The following is a 23,390-nucleotide window of genomic DNA, read 5'->3' as shown; positions in this document are numbered from 1 at the left end:
GAAAATCGGGCGCATGACTTCCACCCCGACCACTCTCACCTTCACCCGCCCCGACGACTGGCACCTGCACGTTCGCGACGGCGCGGCGCTCCATGCCGTGGTGCCCGACACCGCGCGTCAGTTCGGCCGCGCGATCATCATGCCCAACCTCAAGCCGCCGGTGACCACCGCGGCGCAGGCGGTGGCCTACCGCGAGCGCATCCTCGCTGCCGTGCCCGCATCGCTGAAGGAGCAGGGTCTCAGCTTCGAGCCCCTGATGACGCTCTACCTCACCGACAACCTGCCGCCCGAGGAGATCCGCCGCGCGAAAGAGGCCGGCGTCGTCGCCTTGAAGCTCTACCCGGCCGGTGCCACCACCAACAGCGATGCGGGCGTGACCGACCTCCGCAAGACCTACGCCACGCTCGAAGCGATGCAGCGCGAAGGCTTGAAGCTGCTCGTGCACGGCGAAGTGACCAGCCCCGACATCGACCTCTTCGACCGCGAGAAGGCCTTCATCGACACGCAGCTCATCCCGCTGCGCCGCGACTTCCCCGAACTCAAGATCGTGTTCGAGCACATCACCACCCGCGAAGCCGCGCAATACGTGCCCGAAGCCGGCCCGTACACCGCGGCCACGATCACCGCGCATCACCTGCTCTACAACCGCAATGCGATCTTCCTGGGGGGCGTGCGTCCGCACTACTACTGTCTCCCGGTGTTGAAGCGCGAGGAGCACCGCCGCGCGCTGGTGGCTGCCGCCACGTCGGGCAGCGACCGTTTCTTCCTCGGCACCGACAGCGCGCCGCACCCGGCGCACCTGAAGGAGCACGCGACCGGCTGCGCAGGCTGCTACACCGCGCTCTCGGCGCTCGAGCTGTACGCCGAGGCCTTCGAGTCGGTGGGTGCGCTCGACAAGCTCGAAGCCTTCGCCAGCTTCCACGGCCCGGCGTTCTATGGCCTGCCGCGCAACCGCGGCACGGTCACGCTCAAGAAGGAGGGCTGGACGCTGCCCGAAGCGCTGCCCTTCGGCGACGCCGAACTCAAGCCCCTGCGCGGCGGGGAGAGCCTCGCCTGGAAGCTCGCCTGACCGCCGCGGAGGGGGCCACCCGGAGTGCCCCGGCTGAATGGCAAAAAGACCGCGGCTCTTGCGAGCCGCGGCCACCAAAGGCATCACGCCTGATTGGAAACGGTGAGACTCAGCTGCAGTTCGCGGTGCGGAAGTCCGACACGCGGGTGCTGTTCGGGTTCTCGCAGGCGAAGGTGGAGTAGCGCGTGTCGTTGTCCATGAAGCGCTTCATCCAGGCCACGCCCTTCTTGCCGATCAGCGCCTGGTTGCTGTTGCCGCTGTTGGCGCAGGAGTGCGAGCCACCGTTGATCTCGAGGAACTGCTTCGCATTGCGCGACATGCTGTCGTAGATCGGCAGGGCGGACGAGTTGACCGGGGCGATGCTGTCGTCCTCGCAGGCGAAGATCAGCGTGGGCACGGTGACCGACGAGAAGTTGGTCGAGCTGTTCCACGGGGCTTGCGGTGCCGCGGCCTTGAGCGACGGGTTGTCGCGTGCCGAGATCAGCGAGCCGCCGCCGCCCATCGACCAGCCCATCACGCCCATGCGCGAGGTGTCGACCTTGCCGTAGATCGGGCTGCTGCTGGTGCCGTTGAGGGTGGCGACCTGGCGCAGCGCGGCCATCTGCTGCGACGAGCGGCTGGCCGGCTGGTCGAGCGTGGAGTTGGTGTCGATCGTGATCACCACGAAGCCGTGCGAGGCCAGGCGCGGACCCCACCAGTTGATGCTCGACTGGCGTGCGGTGTAGCCCGGCACGATGGCGATGGCGCCCACGGTGCCGCCTGCGTTGGTGGGGTAGTACACGGTGCCGGCGCCGTAGCCGCTCGGGCGGCTCACGGTGAACGAGCGCACGGTGAACGGGCCGGCGCTGGCTTCGAGTGAGGCGGCTGTCGGGTTCGGGCCGCGGGCGTAGGGGTTGGTCTGGGCGGTGGCGGCGGCCGACACGGCCATCAGCCCGCCGAGAACGGCGGCCTGCATCAGGCGGGAAGCGCGGGGAAAGTTCATGTTGTCTCCTGTTGGTGTAGGTGTCACGAGCCTTGGGGGCTGTCGCATCTTGGGTGCACGACTGCCTTTTTTCATCCGAACATGCGAGCTACCAGAACCATCACTTTTGTGGTACGCGCGCGTCGGGGCGTGGTGCCCCTGGGAAGGCCATGTCCGGTGGGGAATCCCGGGCTTTGACCGGGCCTGTCGGGTGGTTATGCTGCTGGCCTGTTTTGGATGACCGTGCAGCCAAGCCCCATGCCGCGCTTCAAGCCCCTTCCCGTATTTCTGGTGTTGGCAGTCGCTTTCGTGGCGGTGGCTGTGGGCTATCGCGTGTGGACGCCCGAGCCGCTTGACGTTGCCCCTCTGGCCGCCACGGCCCCCCATGCCGGCGGCGCCTTGCGCGGCCCGGCCAACGAGCCCACCGGCGCGTCCGCAGCCGCCGCCTCGTCGTCGGTGATGGTGGCCGACGCCTCGGGCGCCAACCTCGACGCCGCGCGCCTCTTCGAACTCGGCTTTGCCGGCGGCCTGGTGATCGACCGCGACACCCGCGCGGTGATCGAGGCGGTGCTCAACTCCATGCCCGAGCAGCCCTCGGCCGACGACCTGCAGCGCCTGGAGCGCACCCTGCGCGAGGGCCTGCCGCGCGAAGACGCCGAGCGTGCGCTCAAGCTCTTCGGCTCCTACCGCGACTACACCGCCGACGTGCGCCGGCAGATGGAGCCGCTCGGCGTGCCGCGCAACCTGCAGGAGATGAACGCCTTCTTCGACCAGATGGAGGCGATCAAGCAGCGCCATTTCGACGCCGCCACCGCCCAGGCGCTCTTCGGCCCGGCCGACATGCATGCGCGGGTGTCGATGGAGGCGATGTTCGTCGACCAGGACCCGTCGCTCACGCTCGAGCAGAAGAAGCAGCGGCTCGACGAGCTGCGCGCCAAGCTGCCCCCCGATCAGCGCTCGCTGATCCCCGAGCCGTCTCAGCCGGCGTCTTGAGGCGCGCCGGGGGCGGCCGGCGGCTGGTTGCTGCCGCCGTGGATGAACACCCGCACGTGCTTCGGGTCGCGCGCGGTCGAGGGCGTCTGCCCGTACCAGCGCTGGAAGGTGCGCGTGAACTGGGGTGAATCGGCAAAGCCCGCGAGGTAGGCCACCTGCGTGATCACGGATAGGAAATTCAACCGCATGAGGCCAAGTATGGCACGAGTTTTGGGCCTCGAAACACGTTCGGCCAAGGAAGGTTGAGCGCTCGCTTGCCGCTCAATGGCAAGAGCTTGGGAGGCAGTATGCATTTGGGCCTGGCGCGCGCGCAGCTGCTTCCCCGCAGCGATGGATACCGCCGCTTCACTGGGTCACCAATTGACGCGCTGGTCTACCTCGTCGGGTTGAGCTGCCAGATCCCAATCCGGCTCGCCTTGCGCACCATCATCCACCGGCGCGTCGCAGCCCTCCCACAGCGGTGGCCCGCGTGCCGGGGTGATGTGCGGGGGGGCAGACTCCACCCCGATGTGGTTCAGGATGTGGCGGATTTCGGCGCTGTGGGTGATGAAGGCAATGATGCGCATCTGCCCACCGCACATGGGGCACAGCAGCGGAAATGCCTCGTAGATGCGGGCAATCAGCACCGCCCACAAGTAATGCGCCGCTCGCTTCGGGCGTGCTTCAGGTTCGGGTGTGGGTGTGGCCGCGTTGCCCGGCGCCGCCACCCCAGGTACGCCCGCGCCAGGTTGTGCAGTCTCCACCGTGGCTGGTTGCGACGCAGCAGGCTGAGCCAGCGCCGTTACCGCCGCTCTCAGCGGCGAGTTTGGTGCCAGCACACCAAAGTAGCGGTGCCGGTGGGTGCGTGGCGGTGGCACCAGCGCGGCGATGCGGTCGATCAGTTCCAGCGGTGTGAGGTGCAGCTCATCTGCCTTGGCACCACGCTTGTCACTGGTGGGCTCGCTGCGCTGTTTGGCACAGCGGTACACCAGTTTGCTTCCCTCTTTGCGTAGGCGCTCCATGGAAAACGGTGGACGCGCGGGGTCTCCTCGTTTTCAGTGCAATAAGTGACGGTACGCAAAGCTAGCACTGGCGCGGGGGTGGTCTGGGTAGACCGTTGATTTCATTGACTTTCCTGTTCGCTTTGTAAACGGGTATGGTGGCCTCCCACTTTTGAGGTTCACGATGCAGGGTTGGCACACAACGTTTTTGGGGATGCGTGGGCTCCCCCGCGATATCAGCGACTTCGAGATGAAGGCATTTTTCACCTTCGATGGTGCCGAGCGCGACGCAATCAATGCACGCCGAGGTGATTCCCACAAGCTTGGTCTGGCGCTCCATATTGGTTTCCTGCGCATGAGTGGGCGTTTGCTCGGTGCCTTTCGGGTAATTCCAGTAGCCTTGTGGCGCCACCTTGGCAACGAGCTTGGCATTGCAGCACCAGAAGTCGCCTCGCTGAGAGCCATGTATGAACGCGGGCGCACGCTATTCGATCACCAACAAGTAGCCTGCACGGTCCTTGGATTCCAGTGGATGAGCGAGCACCAGCGCCGCTCACTGGTACGTGAACTGCGCGACGAAGTGGCGCGCTGCGCCGACCGCGATCAGCTACTCGTGCGGGCGCGTCAATGGCTGTACAAGAACAAGCTGGTGATCGTGCACGAGCGGGCAATTCGGACACTGATTGCGGCGGCACTTGCCCAGCTTGAAGTTGAAACAGGCACCGCCATCGCCGCCAGCGTTGATCCAGCAACACTTGATCGCTGGCGAGCCTCAGTTTCAGAGCTGCGCCCAGATGGACAAACCCAGCAGAGTTGGCTATGGGCTGCACCGGCGAAACACTCAACCCGCCAAATCAGCGAGGTACTGGAGCGCATCGACCTGCTTTACACGCTGGACGTTCATAAGCACCTGGCAGACATCCCCGATCTCATCTTGCGCCGCTACGCGCGCCGACTTGTCTCCAGGCCGCCCTCAGCCGGAGCCAAGATCAAAGAGCCAGCGCGCACCGTGGAGGTCGCATGCTTTCTTCGGTATTGCCTGTTCACCACCACAGACCAGTTGATCCTTATGGTGCAGCGCCGGATCGCCGATCTGTGGCGTCAGGCTGCCGCCGATGTCCCCGCTACCGTCAATTGGGCCGCAATGTACAAAACGCTGCTCGGCGAACTTGTTGCCTTGAGCGCGCAAGGTGCGGTGCCAGATGCTGAGTTGCGTGCCCGTCTTGAAGCCTTGATCACCGAAACCCAGAAACGCAAACCACCGAGCAGGGCCTCCCTGGTCCGCGAGGGATTGATTGATGGAATTCGCCCCGTGCGGTCGTTGCTCGTCGCCATTGCAAAGCTGCCCTGGCAGGCCACCGGCGAGCATCCTGCCATCGAGTACCTTGCCAAGCTGCAAGCTTTATATCTCAAAGGATCCAGAAAGCTGCCAGTTGAAGTGGTGGCACCAAGTCTGGGAATGATCTGGCAGGTTTCGATCTCCAGCCCAGACCGGGAACGGGCGTTTCAGGCGTTGGAGGTGGCCACCCTGTTTGCCCTGCGCCGCGCGGTGCGCAATGGCTCGGTCTGGATTGAGCACAGCCTGAGCTTTCGGGGTCGTGCGCGCTTGTTCTTCACGGACGAGCGTTGGCAGGCAGAGTCCAAGAAACACTATGCCCGTCTATCGTTACCCAGCAAGGCTGCCACTTTCTTGAAGCCTTTGCTGGCCAGAGTAACTGCCGGTGTCGATGCGGTGGCCGCTGCAGCCCGCAGTGGCGTACTGCGCGTGGATGATGAACTCCATTTGTCGCCATTGCCCGCAGAGGACGAAGACCCAGAAGTGACCAAGCTGCGCGCGGCTTTGGATCACCGCATCGGTGAGGTTCAATTGCCGGAAGTGATTCTGGCCGTTGACGCCCAGGTGCGCTTTAGCTGGATCATGCTCGGACGTGAGCCGCGCTCTACCGACGAGCTGCTGATGGTCTATGCCGGCATCATGGCCCACGGCACCAGTCTGACTGCGGTCGAATGCGCGCGCATGATTCCGCAATTGTCTGCCACCAGCATTCGCCAGGCCATGCGCTGGGCGCGGGACGAACGGCGTCTGAGCCAGGCCTGCCAGGCTGTGCTGGAATTCATGCAGCGACACCCGATTGCCGCCACCTGGGGGCGGTCCGATTTGGCATCTTCTGACATGATGAGCATGGAGACCACCAAACGGGTGTGGCAAGCCCGGCTTGATCCTCGGCGCAACACACCTTCCATTGGAATCTACTCCCATGTAAAAGACCGGTGGGGCATCTTCCATGCGCAGCCCTTTGTGCTCAATGAGCGCCAGGCGGGCGTGGCCATTGAAGGTGTCATCCGCCAAGAAAAGCTGGAGACCAGCCAGCTTGCTGTGGATACCCATGGCTACACCGACTTTGCCATGTCACATGCCCGTTTGCTTGGTTTTGATCTTTGCCCGCGGTTGAAGGAACTCAAACAGCGCCACCTCTTTGTGCCACGCGGCACCAAAGTGCCCGCAGAAATCGCTGCGGTGTGCGAAGCCAATGTCGACGTCGCTTTGATCGAAAAGCATTGGGATAGTCTGGTGCACCTGGCAGCCTCGGTCATGAGCGGACATGCCAGTGCGGTGGCAGCTCTTGCGCGGTTCGGTTCTGCCGCCCAGGGCGATCCAATCTATGAGGCTGGCGTGCAATTGGGGCGGTTGCTGCGTACGGCGTTTTTGGCTGACTACTTTGTCAAGGACGCTTTCAGGAACGAGTTGCGCCGGGTGCTCAATCGGGGCGAGGCTGTTAACGCCCTCAAGCGCGCCATTTATACCGGCCGGATCAGCCCGGCGCAGGCCAAACGTGTCGATGAAATGCAGGCTGTGGCCGATGCGTTGAGCCTGATGGCCAACATCGTGATGGCGTGGAATACCTCACAGATGCAGGCGGTCCTGGATCGCTGGTCGAACCGCCGCCAGGTCATTCCACCGGAACTGATCGGGAAGATTGCGCCCACCAGGCTGGAGAGCATCAACTTGCGGGGTGTGTTTCGCTTCCCGGTTGACCGCTATGCTGACCAAATCCTGCCTTCGCGGCCAAATGCATCGATAACTGGCACCAATGGATGAAACCGACCACGGTTTGACGCCACGAATCGCAGATTTGAAAGTGAACAGGAAAGTCAATGAAATCAACGATCTACCAACACCACCTCCGCGCCAGTGCTAGCTTTTCGTACCGTCACTTATTGCACTGAAAACGAGGAGACCCCAACGTGGACATCCAGATGCGCACCAATGTGCCGCACATCTTCGCCATCGGCGACATCGTGGGCCAGCCCATGCTGGCGCACAAGGCGGTGCACGAGGCGCATGTGGCGGCGGAAGTGATCGCCGGCGAATTGCAGGGCAACAAGGAACTGGCCAGCGCCGCCTTCAACGCCCGCGTGATCCCCAGCGTGGCCTACACCGACCCCGAAGTGGCCTGGGTGGGCCTGACCGAAGACCAGGCCAAGCAGCAGGGCATCAAGGTCAAGAAGGGCCTGTTCCCCTGGGCGGCCTCGGGCCGCGCCATTGCCAACGGCCGCGACGAAGGCGTCACCAAGCTGCTGTTCGACGACAGCCCCGAAGCAGGATCAGGAGACGGCCATGCTGGCCGGGGCCACGGCAAGATCCTGGGCGGCGGCATGGTCGGCACGCATGCGGGCGACATGATCGGCGAGATCGCCCTGGCCATCGAGATGGGTGCGGACGCTGTCGACATCGGCAAGACCATCCACCCGCATCCGACGCTGGGCGAGAGCATCGGCATGGCGGCGGAAGTGGCGCATGGCAGCTGCACGGATGTGCCGCCTGCGCGCAAGTAAGTCCGCAGCCAAGCTACCCTGACAAGGCCCGAACTGGCGACGGTTCGGGCCTTGTGCTTTGCGTACCCAAACAATCGCCGCAGAATACTGTGCATTTGTACAGTATTCATGTCAGCCACTTCCAAGCCCAAGCTCTACAACCCACGCCACCCCGAACGCACGCTGCTCTACCAAATGGTAGCCGAGCACTACGAGACCTGGCTAGAGTTGGCCAGCGCGGGTCAGTTCGACGGCCAGGGCGACCACCACACCCCCAAGCCCTTCGTGCGCAAAGCGTTTGCCAAGTATCTTGAGTGCGGCATCTTTGCCCATGGCTTTGCCCGCGCTCGCTGCGGCGACTGTGGGCACGACTACTTTGTAGCCTTCTCCTGCAAAGGCCGGGGAGTCTGCCCCTCGTGCACCACGCGGCGGATGGTGGAGACGGCGGCACACCTGAGCGACCACGTTTTCCCCCGCCTGCCGGTGCGCCAGTGGGTGCTCTCCGTGCCCAAGAGGTTGCGGTACTTCATGCAACGCGACGGAGCGGTGCTGAGCATGGTGCTGCGCATCTTTCTGCGGGTGATCGCACAAACTCTGCAGACCCACAGCCCCGGTGCGGCCCATATGGACAAGGCAGGCCTGCACATCGGTGCCATCGCCTTCATTCACCGATTCGGCTCCAGCCTCAATGAACACGTCCACTTCCACGTTTGTGTGGTGGACGGGGTGTTTGAGGAAGTGGAGGGCGAGGGCGATGCTGATGCGACCCCTCGAATCTCATCGCCGGGTGTCATCTTTCACGCGGCCACCGGCATCGATGCGGCTACCGTGGCCCCAGTGCAGACCACACTGCAAAAACGCATCCTGCGCGCCTTCGTTGCTCGGGGCCTGCTGGAGAACTGTGACGCCAAAGACATGCTGGGCTACAAGGGGTCTCCTCGTTTTCAGTGCAATAAGTGACGGTACGAAAAGCTAGCACTGGCGCGGAGGTGGTGTTGGTAGATCGTTGATTTCATTGACTTTCCTGTTCACTTTCAAATCTGCGATTCGTGGCGTCAAACCGTGGTCGGTTTCATCCATTGGTGCCAGTTATCGATGCATTTGGCCGCGAAGGCAGGATTTGGTCAGCATAGCGGTCAACCGGGAAGCGAAACACACCCCGCAAGTTGATGCTCTCCAGCCTGGTGGGCGCAATCTTCCCGATCAGTTCCGGTGGAATGACCTGGCGGCGGTTCGACCAGCGATCCAGGACCGCCTGCATCTGTGAGGTATTCCACGCCATCACGATGTTGGCCATCAGGCTCAACGCATCGGCCACAGCCTGCATTTCATCGACACGTTTGGCCTGCGCCGGGCTGATCCGGCCGGTATAAATGGCGCGCTTGAGGGCGTTAACAGCCTCGCCCCGATTGAGCACCCGGCGCAACTCGTTCCTGAAAGCGTCCTTGACAAAGTAGTCAGCCAAAAACGCCGTACGCAGCAACCGCCCCAATTGCACGCCAGCCTCATAGATTGGATCGCCCTGGGCGGCAGAACCGAACCGCGCAAGAGCTGCCACCGCACTGGCATGTCCGCTCATGACCGAGGCTGCCAGGTGCACCAGACTATCCCAATGCTTTTCGATCAAAGCGACGTCGACATTGGCTTCGCACACCGCAGCGATTTCTGCGGGCACTTTGGTGCCGCGTGGCACAAAGAGGTGGCGCTGTTTGAGTTCCTTCAACCGCGGGCAAAGATCAAAACCAAGCAAACGGGCATGTGACATGGCAAAGTCGGTGTAGCCATGGGTATCCACAGCAAGCTGGCTGGTCTCCAGCTTTTCTTGGCGGATGACACCTTCAATGGCCACGCCCGCCTGGCGCTCATTGAGCACAAAGGGCTGCGCATGGAAGATGCCCCACCGGTCTTTTACATGGGAGTAGATTCCAATGGAAGGTGTGTTGCGCCGAGGATCAAGCCGGGCTTGCCACACCCGTTTGGTGGTCTCCATGCTCATCATGTCAGAAGATGCCAAATCGGACCGCCCCCAGGTGGCGGCAATCGGGTGTCGCTGCATGAATTCCAGCACAGCCTGGCAGGCCTGGCTCAGACGCCGTTCGTCCCGCGCCCAGCGCATGGCCTGGCGAATGCTGGTGGCAGACAATTGCGGAATCATGCGCGCGCATTCGACCGCAGTCAGACTGGTGCCGTGGGCCATGATGCCGGCATAGACCATCAGCAGCTCGTCGGTAGAGCGCGGCTCACGTCCGAGCATGATCCAGCTAAAGCGCACCTGGGCGTCAACGGCCAGAATCACTTCCGGCAATTGAACCTCACCGATGCGGTGATCCAAAGCCGCGCGCAGCTTGGTCACTTCTGGGTCTTCGTCCTCTGCGGGCAATGGCGACAAATGGAGTTCATCATCCACGCGCAGTACGCCACTGCGGGCTGCAGCGGCCACCGCATCGACACCGGCAGTTACTCTGGCCAGCAAAGGCTTCAAGAAAGTGGCAGCCTTGCTGGGTAACGATAGACGGGCATAGTGTTTCTTGGACTCTGCCTGCCAACGCTCGTCCGTGAAGAACAAGCGCGCACGACCCCGAAAGCTCAGGCTGTGCTCAATCCAGACCGAGCCATTGCGCACCGCGCGGCGCAGGGCAAACAGGGTGGCCACCTCCAACGCCTGAAACGCCCGTTCCCGGTCTGGGCTGGAGATCGAAACCTGCCAGATCATTCCCAGACTTGGTGCCACCACTTCAACTGGCAGCTTTCTGGATCCTTTGAGATATAAAGCTTGCAGCTTGGCAAGGTACTCGATGGCAGGATGCTCGCCGGTGGCCTGCCAGGGCAGCTTTGCAATGGCGACGAGCAACGACCGCACGGGGCGAATTCCATCAATCAATCCCTCGCGGACCAGGGAGGCCCTGCTCGGTGGTTTGCGTTTCTGGGTTTCGGTGATCAAGGCTTCAAGACGGGCACGCAACTCAGCATCTGGCACCGCACCTTGCGCGCTCAAGGCAACAAGTTCGCCGAGCAGCGTTTTGTACATTGCGGCCCAATTGACGGTAGCGGGGACATCGGCGGCAGCCTGACGCCACAGATCGGCGATCCGGCGCTGCACCATAAGGATCAACTGGTCTGTGGTGGTGAACAGGCAATACCGAAGAAAGCATGCGACCTCCACGGTGCGCGCTGGCTCTTTGATCTTGGCTCCGGCTGAGGGCGGCCTGGAGACAAGTCGGCGCGCGTAGCGGCGCAAGATGAGATCGGGGATGTCTGCCAGGTGCTTATGAACGTCCAGCGTGTAAAGCAGGTCGATGCGCTCCAGTACCTCGCTGATTTGGCGGGTTGAGTGTTTCGCCGGTGCAGCCCATAGCCAACTCTGCTGGGTTTGTCCATCTGGGCGCAGCTCTGAAACTGAGGCTCGCCAGCGATCAAGTGTTGCTGGATCAACGCTGGCGGCGATGGCGGTGCCTGTTTCAACTTCAAGCTGGGCAAGTGCCGCCGCAATCAGTGTCCGAATTGCCCGCTCGTGCACGATCACCAGCTTGTTCTTGTACAGCCATTGACGCGCCCGCACGAGTAGCTGATCGCGGTCGGCGCAGCGCGCCACTTCGTCGCGCAGTTCACGTACCAGTGAGCGGCGCTGGTGCTCGCTCATCCACTGGAATCCAAGGACCGTGCAGGCTACTTGTTGGTGATCGAATAGCGTGCGCCCGCGTTCATACATGGCTCTCAGCGAGGCGACTTCTGGTGCTGCAATGCCAAGCTCGTTGCCAAGGTGGCGCCACAAGGCTACTGGAATTACCCGAAAGGCACCGAGCAAACGCCCACTCATGCGCAGGAAACCAATATGGAGCGCCAGACCAAGCTTGTGGGAATCACCTCGGCGTGCATTGATTGCGTCGCGCTCGGCACCATCGAAGGTGAAAAATGCCTTCATCTCGAAGTCGCTGATATCGCGGGGGAGCCCACGCATCCCCAAAAACGTTGTGTGCCAACCCTGCATCGTGAACCTCAAAAGTGGGAGGCCACCATACCCGTTTACAAAGCGAACAGGAAAGTCAATGAAATCAACGGTCTACCCAGACCACCCCCGCGCCAGTGCTAGCTTTGCGTACCGTCACTTATTGCACTGAAAACGAGGAGACCCCTGGTCCAACAATCCAGGTAGGCAGAGGCAAGTCAGAAAAGATTCTGAAGGCAAGGCGTTCAACGTCCGCGAAATCCGCATCGTCTGCTGTACCTGGCGGCGCAAAAATCAGTCGTGCCACCGGCGCGCCACACGTGTCGCATTCAAGCACCTTGAACTCCAGGCCGCCGCGATCTTCTTGTGTGAGCGGGCCGAGTGGCTTCACCTCGCCAGGTTGATGCGGAATGCCTGCCGATTGATCGAACAAGTGGTGAACCTGATGGATGAGGGGCGCCATCAGCGCGGCTCTCTGCTCAGTGCTTGGGTCGTTAGGCTCGCCCGCCACTTCGCCGATGAGCCGACCTTGTCCACCGCCCAGGTCGAGCACGCGCACGCGACCAAGCTCGCCGAGTTTCGAATGTCGGAAATAGTAGGCGGGTCCGCCCGACGACGGTCCTCGCTCTACAGTGATCCCTTCGGGAAGTTCCAAGCCGCATGGAATCTCAGTGGCCGCGCGTTGCTCGGGCGGATGCAGGTGACCTGCATTTCGCTTTTTCTTCGAAGTCATCCATGCCCTCCGGCGCATTGGTGCATGCGCCGTATTTGACTACAGGCTCGCATGCTCACCACCTGTGGACATATGCCGTGTAATGCACGAATCGCTTATGTGTGATTTCTGGCTTTATCCCGGCTCACGCCCTTTTGATCGTGAGCCGCACGGATTCGCCCAGGCAGCGCACTTCGACCTCATCTCCCACTCGAAGCTGCGGCAGTGCGCGATTGATGCCCCGCAGGGAACCTGACATGCTGATGCGAGCCACGTGCTCCGTCCCTTCGATGCGGAAAGACTTGCCGGCCAGCCGCTCATGGAACCGTGACGGTACGGTGTATTGCTCGTTCCGGTTCAGGGCCGCTTCGGTGATGGTCACGCGGAACACATCTGGGTCCAATCCCACTGGCTGCTGCGACAGCTTTCTCGCCAGCTGGTGCCGAGCGTTTGCCAGTGCGTCATCTCGCTGCCGGCGTCCCCTCAAGGCGTAGAGGCCATGCTCGAGTCGCACGAGGATAGGCGACGCACTGAGCATCAGCGCGGTGGTGATCTTGGCGACTCCTTGGGCTTCTGCGGTCTCGTAGAACTGGAACGCCGGCGCGACTCCATGCGCGTCTTCGATGATTCGAACCGCCAGTTGCTCAAGCTCCGTCAGTTCCTCCGAGGGATCGATCGGTGTCGTCGCCACCAGTTTGGTGTGCTGCCGCAGCAGGACGAACGGCCACTGTCTCGCCATCCCCTGAATGATGTGCGTTGGCGGAATTGCCAGGGCTCTGGCGCCCTCGTCTTCTTTGAAAAGCCTGGTGTCGCATGCGTAAGCCTCTGCCATCTCGTCGACGGTGACCGGCTCCTTCGCGATCGACAGGACCTTCCTCAGTCGCATCGCCAGGCCGCATCTCTCTGTCGTGCCCACGGTGAACCAACCGTTGCCTTCATCGAGCCATGCGAAGCCTGGTGCCTGTGTCACGACGCTGACCAGGTCGTCTCGCCCAAGTGCAATTCCTTCCTTCATGGCCATGTGCCCTGCCAACCTCAGGATGTTGGTGGCGCCGACCACTGAGCACTCGGCGGCCGCGTACCGCAGCGCAGCCTGGCTCCAGCGCGTCTCGGTGGTGGCCGACTCAAGTACCGGCGCATGTTCGTACTTCCCCGACATGCGCACTCGTACCTTCGACATCTGAACGCCAATGTCGACGTCTCCGAGCTCGGCCGCCAGTTCGATCGCTCCCAGGATCCCTGCGCCCTCCCCTAACTCGTGGGCCAGCTGCTCGTCAGCCTCCGCGACGCTGCATGGAACAGCGTGTGCGGCCATCCTGATGACTCTCTCCAGCGCATGTTTGCACAGCGGTGCCGCCCTGAGCACTTGGATGACCCCATCACACACCTGCCGAACGCGCTCCCGCGTGATACCCCGCGCATCCCCTAGCTGCTGCAAGGTAGGTGGCTTGCCCTTGGCCACATAACGACCCATGAAGATGTCCAGCCATCGAACGAATTTCTCCGGCCGCGGCTTCTGTCTTGAGTTCATCACTGCCAGGCGAACCAGTGATTCGACCTCCTGCGCGTAGGTCATCGCTGCCGCCGCAAGGATCCTGTCGGTCGTCTCTCCCAACTCCTTTCCAATGCCGTGCTTGGACTCGAGTTGTTCTCGCATCCACGCTGCGGGAGGAATCCCGAAGGGTCCAGCCAGTCTCATGTCAAACTTCTGGACGCGATCGATCCAGGGCAGCGCCAACGCTTCTTGGACCCTCTTTCGGAGGTCATCGTCGAGCTCGATGCGTCGCAACTGCAACGGTTGGTCGGACCACGCATTGATCCTGAGCGGTGGCACCTCGGATGGTGACCAGTAGACCGCCTCAAGCTTGGCCAAGATCTTGAACACCTCTGGATAGGGCACCCCCATGTAGCGTCTCAGGACGTTCAGGGTGAAGTCCTCAAACCTTTCCTCGTGTTCCAGGTGGCGAAGCGCCTTCCTCAGCTTCAGGACCTCTTCGCGATCCAAGTTTGATTCCCATGCAGAGTCGAGCCGAACACCGCACGGCTCCCGAAAGACTTCAGGGTGGTGTGGCTGAAGTCGACCCAGGGCATTGAGGCGTATGTCATCAGCGACGCTCGATGGTGGGCCCGCAGAGCGCGTCCAATGAAGCAGTTCCCCGACCTCGATGTCGCCCAACCAGGTCACAAACGGCCGCTTGAGCACGCGGACAAGAAAGCTCGGGAGCACTCGTCCGTGCCTCGGCTTGAAGGACTGCTCTTGGCGCTGCCCTATGAGTTGTTCTGCCTCACTGCTGTCACCCATCCGTCCCTCCCGTTTGTGCGGCCAGCATAAAGAAAAATGGCACCCGAGTACGCGAGCTCGGGTGCCATTTGCTTGACGCTCACAGGCGTCAAAGGGAGTTCAGGCTTGTTGCACTGCGAAAAACAAGCCCATTCGCCGTCTACAAGAGAGAAACGTCTTCTATGCAGCCGCGGGAATCGCTGAAGCTTGTTCGGTCGGCTCCATCTTCTGAGAGTCTGTGGCGACCGCTGCTGGCTCGATCGCAACGACCTCCGCTGCCTCCACGACCGTGGCTTGCTTCGCCTGCTGCTTGGCCGCCTGCTTCGGCTGAGCTCCAGCGTCTGGCTCGCGGTCCATTTCGTTCATCCGGCGCCGCACCCCCGCACTCAAGTTCCGCGCGCTGGAGGAGATCGAAAGAACCGATCGCTTCAACAGCGAGCGCTGCTTCTCTTCGTTCCTCTCGTTGATGACCTCCTCGATCTGCAGCGTTTGAAGCAGGGGCATCATCTGGTCCAGTTTGTGAATCAGCTCGAAGTAGCGCCGGCCCAACGCAGAGGTGATCCCGACCTCCTCTTCGAACGGTACCGTGTCGTAAGTGGCCACGGTGTCGATGTTGTTCGTCTTCAGCAGGGCGTCCGCGCCATCGATGGCCTTGTTCATTTCGGCCGTTGCTTCCTCCAGCTTTTTTCGCACCGCCGCTTCGATCTCTTCCACGGCTTCGTGAGGGAGCTTGGTGCGCCCCATTTGGCTGATGAAATACATCGAGGCCTGGAACGAATAGAAGCATCTGGCGAACAGGCGCTTGCCTTCAGCACTGCGCAGGTTGGTCTTCCGCTTCACGCTCGCCGCTTCCACCCTTCGGAAGTCGGCACGGTTCTCTTCCTTCGACAGGATGCGCCGGTTTGCCTCGCCGGCATCCATCCGTGCAAGTTTGTTTTCCACCATTCTTGACCTCCGTGAGATTTCCGAGTGAATCGCCTCGGGAATCTTCTGGAGGGGCCGCCAACTCCACTAGCAAAAATCCGGGTAAGAAAGCGACGGCATGGCGCACTTCACGGCGCGCCGATGACATTAGTTATGGAAACTTTTTGACATTGATTGTGGGAAGTTCTGACGTTCCCTCCCGCCAATCAGCCAAGCCTCTGACGCATTGACTTTTGCGTCCTGCCGGCATAAGGTCGCGCCGTGCGATAGCTGGCCTCGCACCTCCAAATCGGCAAGCCCTTCAAAGCGCATGAGCTGCGCACGCCCTCCCGGGCACATCCCCAATCCGATCGTTGCGGTTCACCTTTCGAGGCCTGACGTCCAAGTCAGTCGCCGAAAGGTTCTCCCCTGATCGGTAGCTGGCACACCGATCTTCATGGTCGTCTCGACCGTGCTCTAGCCAGCCCAACATCCCGGTTCACGACCGGTTCAACACTCAACCCCCGCGGGGCGCTTTCGCACCCCGCCCGGGCTGCGCATTCGCCTTTGCACCCTCTATGGAGCCAGCAAATGCTCACCCCGAGTGTCTCTTTCCATCCGCAAGGCAACGACATCCCGTTTTCCGCGGGCATGTCTGCGTTTCGCGATCTCCCATCTGCTGCCAGTGCGCAACACACCGTGCAGCTCCACGACCTCCCTCCTCAAGCACTCAAAGCTGTCAACGCCTACCTCGATGGTGACGAACAGCCTGAGTGGACTGAGGAAGACATCGTCTATCTCCACTGGCGACTGCTCAGCGATCTCGATCGCCTGGCTGACCCGTTGACGCCTCTCGAAGAGAAGTTCGACACCCTCGCCTGGGTGTTCTCCGAACCTCACCTCGAGAGCGAGCCGTTCTCGTTCTCCAACTGCCTTCGTGTCGTTGGTTCGAGTCCGCTGTCACCCACCCCCTTCTTCGGCAAGCTCGACGTCCAGTCCATCCGTGACTGGATCAAGGCAAAGGCCAAGGGTTGGGTCCGCGAGACGCTTGCGCAGTACCCCGAGTGGGTTCGGCGGGAGGTCTCTACGAACTTCGACTGGATGATTCGTCAACTGTCGAAGAACCCTCAGTGGATCAACGAACAGATCAAGCTGAAGACCAGCTCGACCCAGGCCGATCTGTTTGCGATGGAGGTTCAGCAATGAGCACGTCCGAAGCACGATTCGCTTGGGTGGCCGTCGCATTGGTCCTCCTCTGGGGCCTGGCCGGGTACGTCGCGGGCCCCGAGTCATTCGATTCAGACCCACCGACTGTGCATTCGTCGCCCCTCGTGCTGGCAAGTGATGCCCAGACCTCACCACCTGGTGAAGTCACGCTCACATGCCGGCCTTCGACATCACCTCTGACGCGTCTTCCTCGCCACGCACATCGAGGAAGCGGCTTCTACATCAACCACCTGGTCGACGGCCAGGATCAGCAATACGAAGGCGGCAACGACATGTCGTTGATCTGCCGACTCAAAAACTCACAAGGAGAATGACATGCAACAAGTTTCCGCAGCAGTCCGCCAGGCCGAGTTCAAAAACCTCGTCCCGGTCCGTTCTCTGGAGGACCTTGGCTACATGGTCAAGGAAAGCGAAATGCTGACGGGCAAGCCGGGCCGCGACTTCGTCGTGGTCGGTGCCGACCGCCCTGCATTCCACGTGGAGCTCGACGCCGTCGGCTTCCAGTTCGTCCGCCTCGACGCCAACGTCGACGAGCGGACCAGCGTTTCTGCACGTGAGCTGACTCAGCACACGCTCGGCAACGCCATGCTGTGCGGGATGCTCTACACCGAAGCAATTCAGTAAGACATCCCTTCATTGAAGCCCTGCCTGAGTCGGCGCCCCTGTGGCGCTCCTCTCAGCAGGGCTTCGCTGTTTTTACCGGACGCCCAAACATGGGCGTCGCTGTAGACAAGGACTCGCATGAAGATCAAACTCATGGTCAACGAAGCAGGCGCTATCCGCAACGGGCGCTTCGCATTCACTGACAAACTCGCATTGCTCGGTGAGCTCTTGCAAAATGCTCGGCGTGCTGGAGCGACTTTCATAAACGTCGACTTCGACGCTGAACATGGCCGCCTTGTCGTCACAGACAACGGCTGTGGCATAAGCGACTTTCAGGCGTTGCTTCACCTCAACGCCTCTGGGTGGGACGAAGCAGTCATGGCGAAGGACCAGCCATTCGGACTCGGTTTCAGCAAGGTCCTCTACTCGTCGAGGCACGTCCACATCACCTCGAGAGGCAAGCAGCTTTCGTTCAACTGCGAGGAGGCGCTCAGCCAGGCCGAGATGGAGGTAACCGACTCCGATGTCCCTGATGATGGACTGACTGTCCTCCGCCTCGAAGGCGTCGACATACCCGACATCAAGGTCGCCATCGCGAGGTACGTCAGAGGTTTCCCCATCGAAGTTGCGCTGAATGGCGTACCTCTGCCCAGAGAGCACGCTGAGGACCAGATGGATTTCGTGGACACCTCGATCGGTCGCGTCCATCTCGCCGGGCGTGACAGTGGCCAGCCCTCATCAGGTGTCGCCCTGTACATCCAGGGTCAGCTTCTTTCCCGCAGCAGCAAGGACTATTACTGCATGCATGACGGGTTGGATGTTGTTCACCTCGATTCATCCAAGTTTCAAGCTCGAATGCCCGATCGAGCCGAATTGATCGACGCCAACGAACAGCTGGTGAAGATCACCGGGGCCATCAGGGATGAATGGCGCTCGCACTTGCTGGCAATGAAGGCGAAGCTCGATCCAGGGGCGTTCATCGATCGGTTCTTCGACGTGGCGCACCGGCACGGCCTGCTCGACGTGTTCAATGATCTGGCTCTGCTTCCCAAGCAGGCATGCTCGGTCATCTCCCGTTACCCCACCTTGGTCAACGAGATGGAGGTGTACCTCGACACGCCCTCGCACTTGTCGCAAGAAGCTGTCACCTCAGGAGCTTCGCGCCTTGCCTGCCTCGTGTGGTTCCATCGCCGCGACGAGGAAAGCTCGATTTCGGCGATGTACGCCCGCGCGGCCGGTCTCACACTGGTCGACCCTTCTCGTGTTGCCCCAGGCCACTGGGCGCTGCAGGGCTTGCGACAGCTGGAAGACGAGCCGGCCACGGCGACACCGACCGGTGAGCTGAAGACTTTCTGGTTTTCAGGCCACCACGTCAGCTGTGAAGTCGTTTTGTGCGACTCCATTCGGATCGATCACGGAACCGACACGGTCCTCCTGTCCGATGACGCCCTCTTTTGGGAGGGGCGCATCCTCTACCCGAAGGGTTGCACTGACGGCCAGGTGGTCGAGCAAGTCAGCAACTATTGCGACGAGCACGATCGATTTGACGAGACCGCGTGTGAAGAGGACTTCGCCAATCTTGCGAAACAAGCACTCCTGTGGCGCTGTCCGGATCCAGCCAGCATGCTCGCAGCCCTCTTGCGGGATTTGCCTGAATACCCTACTCTTCTTGGTAAGAGGTTTATGGTCACCCTCCCAAGTGACCGTGGCCAATGTGTCGTGGAGCAGGTCTCCTGATCACCACGCGAGAGAACCGCTTCGGCGGTTCTTTCCAGAGCGTAACCCCTGTGGTTTGCGCTCCGGAAAGAACCAGATCACCCAGGGTAGCTGACACACCTGAACACCGGTCACGGTGCAAAGTCAGCCCAAGAATCCCCGCTGCGTCCTGCAGCAAATCGTCTTCGATGCCCGGCCACGCCGCGCGCTTCGCTTGACAAGCCTCCGGGCGGACCTCTCACGCGCTCACAGCGCCTGACCCCGCCTTTCCCGCCCACAAAGCGCATCCGAGCCCTTCCAGGCTGTCGCGTCATCGCGTCTGCCTGGTTGTGCCTTGCCGCGTGGGTACTTCTTGTTTGGAGATTTCCTCATGAACCTGAATGACCTGCCTTCCCCCGTCGCCCTGCTTGAGCCCCAACCGATTTCCCTCGACGTACTTCTCGAGAAGTACGCCAAGGGCTCGGAGGCATCCCTCGGCGATGTTCAACAGCGCGTCGCACGCGCCCTGGCTTCCGTTGAAGCCGAAGGGACTCGCGACTCCTGGGCCAATGAGTTCCTGCAGACGATGCAGCTCGGCTTCATCCCTGCCGGCCGCATCTTGTCGGCCGCTGGCACCGACATTCGTGCCACGCTGATCAACTGCTTCGTGCAGCCGGTCGGTGACGCGGTCGAAGAAGACCTGCCCGGCCTGCCGAGCATCTACACCGCGCTTTCCCAAGCGGCGGCAACGATGCGACGTGGTGGCGGTGTCGGCTACGACTTCAGCCGCATCCGCCCGCGTGGCGCGCTCGTCAAGGGCACGCACTCCACCGCGTCTGGCCCTGTGAGCTACATGAAGGTGTTCGATCGGTCCTGCGAGACCGTCGAGTCGGCAGGCTCTCGCCGCGGCGCCCAGATGGGCATCCTCCGCTGCGACCATCCGGACATCGAGCAGTTCATCAGCTCGAAGGACGATGGTGGCCTGAAGAATTTCAACATCTCCGTTGGAATCACCGACGCCTTCATGCGCGCCGTCGAAGCAGACCACGAGTTCGAACTCGTGCATACAGCGCGGCCGATCGATGATGTCGTCGCCAAGGGTGCCTACCAGCGGCCCGATGGCGTGTGGGTGTACCGCAAGGTGCGAGCCGCTGAACTGATGGATCGCATCACTCGCTCGACGTATGACCACGCTGAGCCAGGCGTCGTGTTTCTCGATCGCATGAACGAGGAAAACAACCTGCACTACGCCGAAGTCATCGAGGCCAGTAACCCGTGTAGCGAGCAACCCCTGCCGCCCTACGGCTGCTGCTGTCTCGGAGCCATCGATCTCACGAAGTTCATCATCGACCCGTTCAAGCCGGGCGCTTCATTCGACAGCGAAGCGTTCCGCAAGGTGGTGAGCAGAGCGGTGCGAATGCTCGACAACGTCCTTGATCTGACGTTCTGGCCTTTGCCGGAGCAGCGGGCCGAGGCAATGAGCAAGCGTCGCATCGGCCTGGGCTTTTTGGGCCTTGGTGATGCGCTGATCATGCTGCGACAACGCTATGACTCCCCCGAGGGTCGGGCGACCGCGGCGACCATCAGCGAGACCTTGCGCGATGCTGCCTACATGGCTTCCATCGCGTTGGCAGAAGAGCGCGGCTCATTCCCGTTGCTCGACGCTGAACGTCTGCTGCAAGGGGGCTATGCACAGCGCCTGCCTGGTCACATCCAAGATGCGATCCGAAGCCGCGGTCTCCGGAACAGCCACCTGCTGACAGTTGCTCCAACCGGCACCATCACGCTGGCGGCTGCAGACAACGCATCGAATGGCATCGAGCCAGCCTTTTCGTGGACCTACACGCGAAAGAAGCGCATGGCAGACGACAGCACCGTGGAGTACGTGGTTGAAGACCACGCCTTCCGTCTCTATCGCGCCAGCGGCGGCGACGTGAAGCAACTTCCGAGCTACTTTGTGTCGGCCCTGGAGATGTCAGCCAATGACCACCTCCAGATGCTCACGGCCGTGCAGCCCTTCATCGACTCGGCCATCTCGAAGACGGTCAACGTACCTGCCGACTATCCGTACGAGGACTTCCAGTCTCTCTACAAGGATGCATGGAAAGCAGGGCTCAAAGGCCTCGCGACATACCGGCCCAACTCGGTGACCGGCTCCGTGCTTTCGCTCGAATCGGCGAACGCCTCGGCCGTCCCCACTCCCGTGGATGACGATCCGCTGCGCAAGCAGATCGAGCATCGTCCGAAAGGCGAGTTGAACGGCACGACGGTAAGCGTCGAACTGCACACCAGCCAAGGACCAAAGAAGGTCTACCTCGTCGTCAACTACATGGTTGTCGAAGGCGTGGTGGGCGGCAAGGCAGTCGCCATCGAACGGCCCATCGAGTTCTTTTGCCCTGCAGGGCAAGGTGACGAGGGTCAGCAGTGGATCACGGCCAACATGCGTCTTCTGTCGATGGTCGCTCGATCGGGTGGTTCCATCGCGAAAGCGCTGGCGTCACTCAGAGAGACCGTGTGGGACAAGGGCCCTGTTCGCTATGGCTCGCTTCGGCGCGCAGATGGGACGGAGGTGCCGAGGTTCCATGACTCGGAAGTCGCTGCCATCGCATACGCACTTCAGTTCGTGCTTGCGAACCGTGGCTTCCTGGATGCAGATGGTCAGCAAGTGCCTGTCGAGAAGCTAGCGTCGCGTCAGACCGCGAGGTCGGTGGAGGTGCAGCGGACGCTTCTGGCGAATGCAAAACCAAAGCTCGGTGCTGGGAAGAAGTGTCCGGACTGCGGTGCGCATGCACTGCACAAAGTCGATGGATGCCAACACTGCGAAAACTGCCACTACGTGGGCAGCTGCGGCTGAGAAAAGTCGGGTTTTCAGACGGCAAAAAGTGGGGTTACGAGACGGCGACCAGTGGTCACACATCGCCTCTCTGACTCTGCATAGCCGCCTGCTCCTTTACTCAATCCTGATTCGAAAGGGTTCACATGAACCACATTCAAGACCAACGCGTCGAGCAAATCAAAGCTCGTGCGCATGGACATTGGACGCAACTCCTCGCGAGTCTTGGCGTCGACGAGAAGATTCTCAGCGGGAAGAACATGCCGTGCCCCATAGACGGTTGCGGCGGAACGGATCGGTTCTCCTACACCGACAAGTACGGCAATGGCGACTACCACTGCCGCCACTGCCGACCCGGAGGAGGGCTGAAACTTGCCAAGGCTGTGCTCGGCATTCCGTTCCCGGAACTCTTGGATCGTCTCGAGGCAAGGCTAGGTAACGTTCACACGTTGCCGAAGCCTACCACCGGTGGGGCGCCCTCAGCTGAGAACATGAAGAAGCTGTGTCAGAAGATCTGGGACGAAGCAAAGCCTGTCACTGCAGGCGATGACGTCGACCGATACCTGAGAAACCGCGGCATCCAGCTCGAGCGCTTTCCCAAGAGCCTCCGCTGCCATCCAGCTCTCGGCTACTACGAGAAGAAGGTCGGTGACCTGCGCTCCAAGAAAGTTGCAGAGTTCCCCGCGATGCTCGCCTGCGTGCAAGGGTCTGACGGTCATGCCGTCACGCTCCATCGCACTTACCTGAAGGACGGGCAGAAGGCCAAAGGCAGCGACTCCAAGAAGGTGCTGTCCTCGGGCATCAACGGAGCATCCATCCGCCTCGGAGAGGCTTCGGAGCGGCTTGCCGTCACCGAAGGCATTGAAACCGGCCTGGCTGTCCTGCTCAAGACGGGCACGCCCGTTTGGGCTGGCATCAGCTGCGGCAACATGGAGAAGCTGTGGATCCCCGACTCTGTCAAAGAGCTCGTGATCTACGGCGACAACGACGCCGACTCGGAGTTCGACGGTCAAGCTTCAGCGTACGCGCTGGCGCGCCGGGCCCGGCATGACGCCCACAAAAAGGGTCGTCATCTCTCCGTGAAGGTCTTCGTTCCCAGAGTCGACGGAATGGACTGGGCAGATGTCCTGTTCACCCGTCTCATGAAGGAACAGAAGGCTGCATAATTTGGAGGTGGTGCGAAAGCGCCACCTCCCTTCTTCAGTGCGTCCAACGGGCGCAGCGAAGAAGGTTTCACCCACAGGCAGCTGCCAGGCCTGGCCGATCACTCGGCAAAGGTAGCCCTCGAATCCACGTGCAGTCTCACCGACTGCCTCATCCACGCTCGCTTCGCGAGCAAACCCCACGGGGACGCGTCCCCGTTGGGGAATT

15 protein-coding genes and 3 pseudogenes are annotated in these 23,390 nt (G+C 61.5%); 11 read left to right on the top strand and 7 right to left on the bottom strand.

The features are described from left to right. The first annotated feature begins 13 nt into the window (after positions 1-13). The gene (gene pyrC, locus RXV79_RS27405; RefSeq protein ID WP_054022243.1) at positions 14-1,069 is read left to right on the top strand and encodes a dihydroorotase; all 1,056 of its coding nucleotides are present in this window, start codon (positions 14-16) and stop codon (positions 1,067-1,069) included. Positions 1,070-1,178: 109 nt separating this feature from the next. On the opposite strand, the gene RXV79_RS27400 is transcribed toward pyrC, so the two are convergent. Next, positions 1,179-2,051 (bottom strand): poly(ethylene terephthalate) hydrolase, encoded by an 873-nt coding sequence (locus tag RXV79_RS27400; RefSeq protein WP_316704339.1) that lies wholly within the window; start codon positions 2,049-2,051, stop codon positions 1,179-1,181. A gap of 216 nt (positions 2,052-2,267) precedes the next feature. Here RXV79_RS27400 and RXV79_RS27395 point away from each other — a divergent pair, with 216 nt between their 5' ends. Further along, positions 2,268-3,023, top strand: a complete 756-nt coding sequence (locus RXV79_RS27395; RefSeq protein WP_082368613.1) for a lipase secretion chaperone — start codon at positions 2,268-2,270, stop codon at positions 3,021-3,023. On the opposite strand, the gene RXV79_RS27390 is transcribed toward RXV79_RS27395, so the two are convergent. Next, complete coding sequence (locus RXV79_RS27390) at positions 3,008-3,211, bottom strand: AraC family transcriptional regulator (protein WP_316704335.1); 204 nt, start codon at positions 3,209-3,211, stop codon at positions 3,008-3,010. The two genes, RXV79_RS27395 and RXV79_RS27390, sit on opposite strands and share 16 nt — an antisense overlap. A 165-nt stretch (positions 3,212-3,376) precedes the next feature. After that, positions 3,377-4,042, bottom strand: a pseudogene (locus RXV79_RS27385) (IS91-like element ISPps1 family transposase); the annotation flags it as partial. Between the two features lie 145 nt (positions 4,043-4,187). Between RXV79_RS27385 and RXV79_RS27380 the strand changes: the two are divergent. The 3 genes and pseudogenes from RXV79_RS27380 to RXV79_RS27370 all read left to right on the top strand — a co-directional run. Then, the gene (locus RXV79_RS27380; RefSeq protein WP_003049965.1) at positions 4,188-7,103 is read left to right on the top strand and encodes a Tn3-like element IS1071 family transposase; all 2,916 of its coding nucleotides are present in this window, start codon (positions 4,188-4,190) and stop codon (positions 7,101-7,103) included. 131 nt (positions 7,104-7,234) lie between these two features. Beyond that, positions 7,235-7,840, top strand: a pseudogene (locus RXV79_RS27375) (FAD-dependent oxidoreductase); the annotation flags it as partial. Positions 7,841-7,948: 108 nt separating this feature from the next. After that, positions 7,949-8,755 (top strand): annotated as a pseudogene (locus RXV79_RS27370) (IS91-like element ISPps1 family transposase); the annotation flags it as partial. Between the two features lie 136 nt (positions 8,756-8,891). Here the strand turns inward: RXV79_RS27370 and RXV79_RS27365 are convergent. From RXV79_RS27365 to RXV79_RS27350, 4 genes are all read right to left on the bottom strand, one after another. Next, positions 8,892-11,807, bottom strand: a complete 2,916-nt coding sequence (locus RXV79_RS27365) for a Tn3-like element IS1071 family transposase (RefSeq protein WP_003049965.1) — start codon at positions 11,805-11,807, stop codon at positions 8,892-8,894. Between the two features lie 118 nt (positions 11,808-11,925). Then, positions 11,926-12,498 carry a hypothetical protein gene (locus RXV79_RS27360; protein WP_316704324.1) on the bottom strand — a complete coding sequence of 191 codons (573 nt, stop codon included), beginning with the start codon at positions 12,496-12,498 and terminating at the stop codon, positions 11,926-11,928. 124 nt (positions 12,499-12,622) lie between these two features. Next, positions 12,623-14,482, bottom strand: coding sequence for a hypothetical protein (locus tag RXV79_RS27355; protein ID WP_316704323.1), 1,860 nt, complete (start codon positions 14,480-14,482; stop codon positions 12,623-12,625). A gap of 456 nt (positions 14,483-14,938) precedes the next feature. Continuing rightward, on the bottom strand, positions 14,939-15,703 hold the full coding sequence (locus tag RXV79_RS27350; RefSeq protein ID WP_316704321.1) for a DUF1845 domain-containing protein: 765 nt from the start codon (positions 15,701-15,703) through the stop codon (positions 14,939-14,941). Positions 15,704-16,252: 549 nt separating this feature from the next. On the opposite strand from RXV79_RS27350, the gene RXV79_RS27345 reads away from it, so the two are divergent. The 6 genes from RXV79_RS27345 (at position 16,253) to RXV79_RS27320 (ending at position 23,185) form a co-directional block, all read left to right on the top strand. Continuing rightward, entirely contained in the window at positions 16,253-16,867 is a 615-nt protein-coding gene (locus tag RXV79_RS27345; RefSeq protein WP_316704320.1) for a hypothetical protein, read from the top strand. Continuing rightward, entirely contained in the window at positions 16,864-17,202 is a 339-nt protein-coding gene (locus RXV79_RS27340; protein ID WP_316704318.1) for a hypothetical protein, read from the top strand. Before RXV79_RS27345 ends, RXV79_RS27340 begins: the two co-directional genes overlap by 4 nt. 1 nt (position 17,203) lies before the next feature. Next, the gene (locus RXV79_RS27335; RefSeq protein ID WP_316704317.1) at positions 17,204-17,512 is read left to right on the top strand and encodes a hypothetical protein; all 309 of its coding nucleotides are present in this window, start codon (positions 17,204-17,206) and stop codon (positions 17,510-17,512) included. Positions 17,513-17,629: 117 nt separating this feature from the next. Beyond that, positions 17,630-19,228, top strand: a complete 1,599-nt coding sequence (locus tag RXV79_RS27330) for an ATP-binding protein (protein WP_316704315.1) — start codon at positions 17,630-17,632, stop codon at positions 19,226-19,228. Between the two features lie 349 nt (positions 19,229-19,577). Then, a complete protein-coding gene (locus tag RXV79_RS27325) occupies positions 19,578-22,040 on the top strand; it encodes an adenosylcobalamin-dependent ribonucleoside-diphosphate reductase (protein WP_316704313.1) in 2,463 nt (820 codons plus the stop codon). A 125-nt stretch (positions 22,041-22,165) separates the two neighbouring features. Continuing rightward, on the top strand, positions 22,166-23,185 hold the full coding sequence (locus RXV79_RS27320) for a DUF7146 domain-containing protein (RefSeq protein ID WP_316704310.1): 1,020 nt from the start codon (positions 22,166-22,168) through the stop codon (positions 23,183-23,185). Positions 23,186-23,390 lie beyond the last annotated feature (205 nt).

The organism is Piscinibacter gummiphilus, from assembly GCF_032681285.1.
Lineage (GTDB): Bacteria > Pseudomonadota > Gammaproteobacteria > Burkholderiales > Burkholderiaceae_C > Rhizobacter > Rhizobacter gummiphilus_A.
Note: the sequence above shows the minus strand (reverse complement) of the source record. Positions and strands in the feature narration are given on the sequence as shown.

Bases quoted from the DNA above. Each gene is read 5' to 3' on its own strand.
- pyrC (WP_054022243.1), top strand. From the start codon at position 14: ATGACTTCCACCCCGACCACTCTCACCTTCACCCGCCCCGACGACTGG.
- RXV79_RS27400 (WP_316704339.1), bottom strand. From the start codon at position 2,051: ATGAACTTTCCCCGCGCTTCCCGCCTGATGCAGGCCGCCGTTCTCGGC.
- RXV79_RS27395 (WP_082368613.1), top strand. From the start codon at position 2,268: ATGACCGTGCAGCCAAGCCCCATGCCGCGCTTCAAGCCCCTTCCCGTA.
- RXV79_RS27390 (WP_316704335.1), bottom strand. From the start codon at position 3,211: ATGCGGTTGAATTTCCTATCCGTGATCACGCAGGTGGCCTACCTCGCG.
- RXV79_RS27380 (WP_003049965.1), top strand. From the start codon at position 4,188: ATGCAGGGTTGGCACACAACGTTTTTGGGGATGCGTGGGCTCCCCCGC.
- RXV79_RS27365 (WP_003049965.1), bottom strand. From the start codon at position 11,807: ATGCAGGGTTGGCACACAACGTTTTTGGGGATGCGTGGGCTCCCCCGC.
- RXV79_RS27360 (WP_316704324.1), bottom strand. From the start codon at position 12,498: ATGACTTCGAAGAAAAAGCGAAATGCAGGTCACCTGCATCCGCCCGAG.
- RXV79_RS27350 (WP_316704321.1), bottom strand. From the start codon at position 15,703: ATGGTGGAAAACAAACTTGCACGGATGGATGCCGGCGAGGCAAACCGG.
- RXV79_RS27345 (WP_316704320.1), top strand. From the start codon at position 16,253: ATGCTCACCCCGAGTGTCTCTTTCCATCCGCAAGGCAACGACATCCCG.
- RXV79_RS27340 (WP_316704318.1), top strand. From the start codon at position 16,864: ATGAGCACGTCCGAAGCACGATTCGCTTGGGTGGCCGTCGCATTGGTC.
- RXV79_RS27335 (WP_316704317.1), top strand. From the start codon at position 17,204: ATGCAACAAGTTTCCGCAGCAGTCCGCCAGGCCGAGTTCAAAAACCTC.
- RXV79_RS27330 (WP_316704315.1), top strand. From the start codon at position 17,630: ATGAAGATCAAACTCATGGTCAACGAAGCAGGCGCTATCCGCAACGGG.
- RXV79_RS27325 (WP_316704313.1), top strand. From the start codon at position 19,578: ATGAACCTGAATGACCTGCCTTCCCCCGTCGCCCTGCTTGAGCCCCAA.
- RXV79_RS27320 (WP_316704310.1), top strand. From the start codon at position 22,166: ATGAACCACATTCAAGACCAACGCGTCGAGCAAATCAAAGCTCGTGCG.